We start from the raw sequence: 5,838 nt of genomic DNA on the forward strand, positions 1-5,838 counted from the left end.
CGCTGGCGCCGGCGCCGGCACTTGCCGCCCCGGCCGCACGCTGAGGCCCATCCACAGCAGCGCCACCACCGCCAGCGCCGCACCGCCGAGCGCCACCCCGCGCCAGCCGGCGTAGGCATAGGCCGCGGTGCCGAGGCTGGACCCGATCGCACCGCCGATGAAATAGCAGGTGACGTAGGCCGAGGTGATGCGGTTGCGCGCGGCCGGATCCAGTTGGTAGATCACGCTCTGGTTGCCGATGTGCACGCCCTGCACCGCCACGTCCAGCAGCACCACGCCGGCGATCAGCAGCCACAGCGAGTGCGGCGCGTCGAGCAACAGCAACCACGACAGCAGCAGCATGACCAGGCCGCCCCAGCCGACCAGATGGCCGGCGCCGCGGTCGGACAGCTTGCCGGACAGGTTGGCGGCGAACGCGCCGGCCGCGCCGATCAGCCCGAACAGGCCGATGGTCGCGGTGCCGTAACGGTAATCCGGGCCGGACAGCAGGAACGCCAGGGTGGTCCAGAACATGCTGAAGCCGGCGAACAGCAATCCGCCCAGCACCGAGCGCGCGCGCAGCACCGGCTCGTCGCGCAGCAGCGCCAGCACCGAACCGATCAGGTGCGGATAGGACAGGTGCGGGTTGCCCGGGTGCCGCGGCAGGCCGCGCCACAGCAGCCCCGAGGCCACCAGGATCAGCGCCGCCGCGACCCAGTACACGGTGTGCCAGCCGCCGATCCCGGCCAGCAGGCCGGACACCGTGCGCGCCAGCAGGATGCCCAGCAGCAGGCCGCTCATCACCGTGCCGATGACCCGGCCGCGCTCGTGCGGCGCGGCCAGGGTCGCGGCGAACGGCACCAGGATCTGCGCCGCCACCGAACTCAGGCCGGTGATCAAGGTGCCGAGCAGCAGCAGCGCGAAGCTGTGCGCCATCGCGCTGACCAGCAGGCCGACCGCGCTGAGCGCGTACAGGCCGACGATCAGGCTGCGGCGCTCGAAGCGGTCGCCCAGCGGTACCAGGAACAGCAGGCCCGCCGCATAGGCCAGCTGCGCGGTGGTGACCACCGCACCGGCGCGGCGCACGTCGATGGCGAAGGTCTGCGCCAGCACCTCCAGCAGCGGCTGCGCGTAGTAGTTGCTGGCCACCGCCAGGCCGGTGGCGGTGGCCATCAGCAGCACCAAGCCGCGGCGCATCGGCGGATGCGAAGTCGTTTCCATGGACGGACACCGGATCGTGGGGAGGGGCGCAGTCTGTGGCGGCGGCAGCGATCTTTCAAACGCATTTTTTTCACCACTGCCATCTGTTTTTGAGATAGCGTGATTCCCGCGCCGACAGGCCGGCCGGTTTGCCAGGGCCGCCGCCTCGGACGCAGGCGGCGTCCGGACTGGAGCGCCGCCCCACCACCGCCCCCCGCGCCGAAGGAACCCGCACCATGCCCAGCACCGACATCGCCGAGGCGCTGCAGCAGCACGGGTATGCGGTGGTCCGCGGCTTCCTGGGCGACGGCGACATTCCCGACAGCCTGCTGCGCTTCCTGGAAGGCGCCGAGAAGTTCCACGACGGCGTGATCGGCGACCTGCCGCCGGCGGACATGCAGCGCATCCAGGCCCGCATCGCCGCCACCGTGCCGGCGGTGGCCGCGGCCATGGGCCTGGCGATCGCCGTCGACCGCTTCGGCTACTGCGCCATCCGCATCCGCGAAAGCCATGCCGCGCCAAGCCTGCGTCTGCCGTTCGACCAGCACCGCGATCCGAAGACCGCGCCGGGCGGCGCGCTCAACTGGCACCTGGACCACTTCAGCTATTTCCTGCATGGCGACCACCGCAACTACCTGATCTGCTACATGCCGGTGCGCAAGCCCGATGCCGACCTGGCCAACGTGGCCATCGTCGCCGACGACGTGGTCGCGCGGCTGGATCCGCAGCTGCACCAGCGCATCCAGGGCCGCGGCGCGCTGCGCTTCCGCTGCGTGGAGGCCGACACGCTGGACTGGTTCCGGCTGCGCTTTCCGGGCGAGGCCCTCGCCATCGGCGACTGGTATGCGATCGAGGACCTGCACGACGCCAGCCCCGGCTGGAAGATCGGCTTCGACCTGGAAGCGCACAAGGTGGTGCCGCACCTCGCGGTCGGCGACCTGCTGATCATGCGTGCCGACGTCATCCACCGCACCCACGACGCCGGCTGCGACCGCATCTCGGTGCGCTGCGACGCGCTGCCCGCGCAGGCGCCGCGGCTGGACACGCTGCGCGGCCTGCTCGGCATCACCCTGCGCTACCCGTTCATGAGCCGCAAGCGCCGCTACAACATCCGCCTGTGGCTGCGCCAGCAATGGCGCAAGCGGCTCGGGCGCACAGCATGAGGCGGGCACTGCGACAGACGGCGCATGGCGCATGCAGCCCCGGCGCGGATCGGCTGCGGCCTCGCCACCGTGCGCGCCAGGCAGCGCCATGCTGACCCTGCGCCAGCTCGAATTCGCCGTCGCCGTCGCCGAGGAAGGCAGCTTCACCGCGGCCGCGCGCCGCTGCCACACCGTGCAGTCGGCGCTGAGCCACCAGATCGCCAAGATCGAGCAGGCGCTGGGCGCGCGCCTGTTCGAGCGCGGGGCGCGCCACGTGCGCGCCACCGCCGCCGGCGAGGTGTTCCTGCACAACGCGCGCGCTACCCTGCGCGCCGCCGAACGCCTGCACGAGGAAATGGCGCAGACCCTGGGCACGGTGCGCGGGCGCCTGCAGATCGGGCAGATCTCCTCGTTGAACGCGGTGCAGGTGCCGGCGGTGCTGCGCCGCTTCCGCGAGGCGCACAGCGCGGTGGACGTGCACCTGCGCACCGGCATGAGCGATGCGCTGCTGCTGGAACTGGGCGAAGGCCGGCTCGACGTGGCCCTGGTCGGGGTCGGCCCGCACGTGGCGCTGCCGCCGCAACACCTGCTGCTGCACGAGGAGCCGCTGGCGCTGATCGCCGCACCCGGCAACCGCTTCGCCACGCGCCGCCAGGTCTCCCTGCGCGACCTGGAAGACGCGCCGATGGCCGGGCTGATCCCCGGCGCCGGCGTGCGCGGCATCATCGACCGCGCCTTCGCCGCCGCCGGCCTGCGCCAGCGCCTGCAGTACGAGGTCACCCACGCCGACCTGCAGCGGCAACTGGTGGCCGAGGACCTGGGCCTGGCGGTGGTGCCGCAGACCATGGCCACCGGCATGCACGGTGTGGCCACGGTGGCATTGCGCGAGCGCTTCCGCTTCCTCACCTACGCCGTGTGGCGGCCGGATCCGACCCCCGCCGCACGCGCCTTCATCGCCCTGCTGCGCGCCCAGCGCGACACCCTGCAGGCCGCAACCGACAGCACCAGCACCGGCCGCCGCATGCCGCGCCTGCGCGCGCGGTGAACCTGCTAGGCTGCGCGCGTTCGCAAAGGAGCCTGCATGTCCGCCCACAGCCAGTTCGCCCTGTTGCGGCAACGCCGCTTTCTGCCGTTCTTCGTGGTCCAGTCGCTGGGCGCGTTCAACGACAACGTGTACCGGCAGGCGATCATCGGCCTGCTGTTCTACCTGGGCGTGACCCCGGAGCAGCGCACGCTGTACACCAACCTGGCGCCGGCACTGTTCATCCTGCCGTACTTCCTGTTCTCCTCGCTGGCCGGGCAGATCGCCGAGAAGCTGGAAAAGTCGCGGCTGGTGGTCATCACCACCACGATGGAGATCGGCATCATGTCGCTGGCCGCGGTCGGCTTCCTGACCGAGAACATGGCGGTGCTGCTGGTGGCGCTGTTCTGCACCGGCCTGCAGTCGACCCTGTTCGGCCCGGTGAAGTACTCGATCCTGCCGTCGGTGCTCAAACCGGAAGAACTGACCGGCGGCAACGGCCTGGTCGAGATGGGCACCTCGATCTCGATCCTGTGCGGCATGATCCTGGGTGGGCTGATCTTCCAGATCGCCGGCAGCCACGGACCGGTGGCCGCGGCCACCGCGGTGGTCGCGCTGGCGGTCACCGGCAACCTGATGGCGCGCTGCATCCCCAAGGTCGACGCCGGCGCACCCGAGCTGAAGATCAACTGGAACCCGCTGCCGGAATCGCTGGCGATCATGCGCCTGACCCGGCGCCAGCTGGCGGTGCGCAACGCCGTGCTCGGCGTGTCCTGGTTCTGGTTCGTCGGCACCGTGCTCACCGCGCAGTTGCCGACCTACGCCGAACTCAACCTGGGCGGCGCGCAGGACCTGTACATCTTCGCGCTGGCGCTGTTCTCGATCGGCACCGGCACCGGCTCGTTGCTGTGCGAGAAGCTGTCCGGGCGCACCGTGGAAATCGGCCTGGTGCCGCTGGGCGCGTTCGGCATCAGCGCCTTCATGCTCGACCTGTATTTCGCCCGGCCCGGCGCCGCGCTGCAGACCGGCCTGGGCATCGGCCAGTTCGTCCACCAGGCCGGCAGCTGGCGGATCATGCTCGACCTGGTCGGCATCGGCCTGTGCACCGGCCTGTTCGTGGTGCCGCTGTTCGCGCTGATCCAGAGCCGCACGCCGAAGGCGGAACTATCGCGCGTCATCGCCGGGCTCAACATCCAGAACTCGCTGTTCATCGTACTGGCCGCGATGATCGGCATCGCCCTGCAGATGCAGCAGGTGCACCTGTTCGGCGTGCGCATCCCGATGCCCGGGCTGAGCATCCCGCAGGTGTTCCTGGCGCTGGCCATCGCCAACGCGGTGGTGGCGATCTGGATCTTCAGCATCGTGCCCGAATTCCTGATGCGCTTCCTCAGCTGGCTGATGGTGCGCACCCTGTACCGGCTGCGCCTGCACGGCGTCGAACGCCACGTGCCCGACGAGGGCGCGGCGCTGATCGTGTGCAACCACGTCAGCTACATGGACGCGTTGGTGCTGGCCGCGGCGATCCCGCGACCGGTGCGTTTCGTCATGTACTACCGCATCTTCAACATTCCGGTGATGCGCTGGATCTTCCGCACCGCCAAGGCGATTCCGATCGCCGGGGCGCGCGAGGATCCCGAGCTGATGCAGCGCGCGTTCGACGCCATCGACGCGGCGCTGGCCGAGGGCGAGCTGGTGTGCATCTTCCCCGAAGGCGCGCTGACCAAGGACGGCGAGATCGCCGCGTTCAAGTCCGGCGTGGAGAAGATCCTGGCCCGGCGCGCGGTGCCGGTGGTGCCGATGGCGCTGCGCAACATGTGGACCAGCATGTGGAGCAAGCGCGATTCGCGGCTGCGGCGCATGCGCGTGCCGCGGCGTTTCCGCGCCCACATCGAGGTGATCGCCGATGCGCCGGTGGCCGGGGCCCAGGCCACCGCCGAGACGCTGGAGGCGCAGGTGAGAAGGCTGCGTGGCGATGCCGCCTGAGTGCGGCGCAGGTGCCCTGGGCACGCGCTTCGGGTAAATTAACCGCAGGGGAGACGCCACAGGCCGTGGCGTCCAGTGCGAAGGACCGAGCGGACAGTGAACCAGCCCGAACCACCAGCAGCGCCCAACGCGGGCGTCTATGTGCCCAACAACATGGTCTGGGCGATCCTGTCCACGCTGTTCTGCTGCCTGCCGCTGGGCATCGTGTCCATCGTCTACGCCGCGCAGGTGGATGGCCGTCGCGCTGCCGGCGACATCGAGGGCGCGCGCGCCGCCGCACGCAAGGCCGGCTGGTGGGCGCTCGCGTCGCCGATCCTGGTCGTCGTGTGGATCTTCGTGGCCATCCTGCTGGAGGCGATCGGCAGCCTGGCCGGCAACTGACCCCCACCGTTTCCCGTTCCACCACCCAACCACCGGAGTAACACGGATGAATACCACCGCACCGCAAGTGTCCAACAACCTCGTCTGGGCGATCCTGACCACGCTGTTCTGCTGTCTGCCGCTGGGCATCGT

At 70.3% G+C, this 5,838-nt stretch carries 6 protein-coding genes; 5 read left to right on the top strand and 1 reads right to left on the bottom strand.

What is annotated here, in order from left to right; genetic code table 11:
* Positions 1-1,200, bottom strand: a 1,200-nt coding sequence (locus D180_RS09015) for an MFS transporter (protein ID WP_017912533.1), incomplete at its 3' end; no start/stop codon positions are given.
* 215 nt (positions 1,201-1,415) lie between these two features.
* Between D180_RS09015 and D180_RS09020 the strand changes: the two genes are divergently transcribed.
* The 5 genes from D180_RS09020 to D180_RS24510 all read left to right on the top strand — a co-directional run.
* Positions 1,416-2,342: a hypothetical protein gene (locus tag D180_RS09020; RefSeq protein ID WP_017912534.1), complete on the top strand. Its 927-nt coding sequence runs from the start codon at positions 1,416-1,418 to the stop codon at positions 2,340-2,342.
* Between the two features lie 88 nt (positions 2,343-2,430).
* Entirely contained in the window at positions 2,431-3,366 is a 936-nt protein-coding gene (locus D180_RS09025) for a LysR family transcriptional regulator (protein WP_017912535.1), read from the top strand.
* Positions 3,367-3,402: 36 nt separating this feature from the next.
* Complete coding sequence (locus tag D180_RS09030; RefSeq protein WP_017912536.1) at positions 3,403-5,325, top strand: MFS transporter; 1,923 nt, start codon at positions 3,403-3,405, stop codon at positions 5,323-5,325.
* A gap of 153 nt (positions 5,326-5,478) precedes the next feature.
* Positions 5,479-5,706, top strand: a complete 228-nt coding sequence (locus D180_RS09035; protein ID WP_017915514.1) for a CD225/dispanin family protein — start codon at positions 5,479-5,481, stop codon at positions 5,704-5,706.
* Between the two features lie 46 nt (positions 5,707-5,752).
* Positions 5,753-5,838, top strand: an 86-nt coding sequence (locus tag D180_RS24510; RefSeq protein WP_043090702.1) for a CD225/dispanin family protein, incomplete at its 3' end; no start/stop codon positions are given.

It is taken from the genome of Xanthomonas sp. SHU 166 (genome assembly GCF_000364685.1).
GTDB lineage: Bacteria > Pseudomonadota > Gammaproteobacteria > Xanthomonadales > Xanthomonadaceae > Xanthomonas_A > Xanthomonas_A sontii.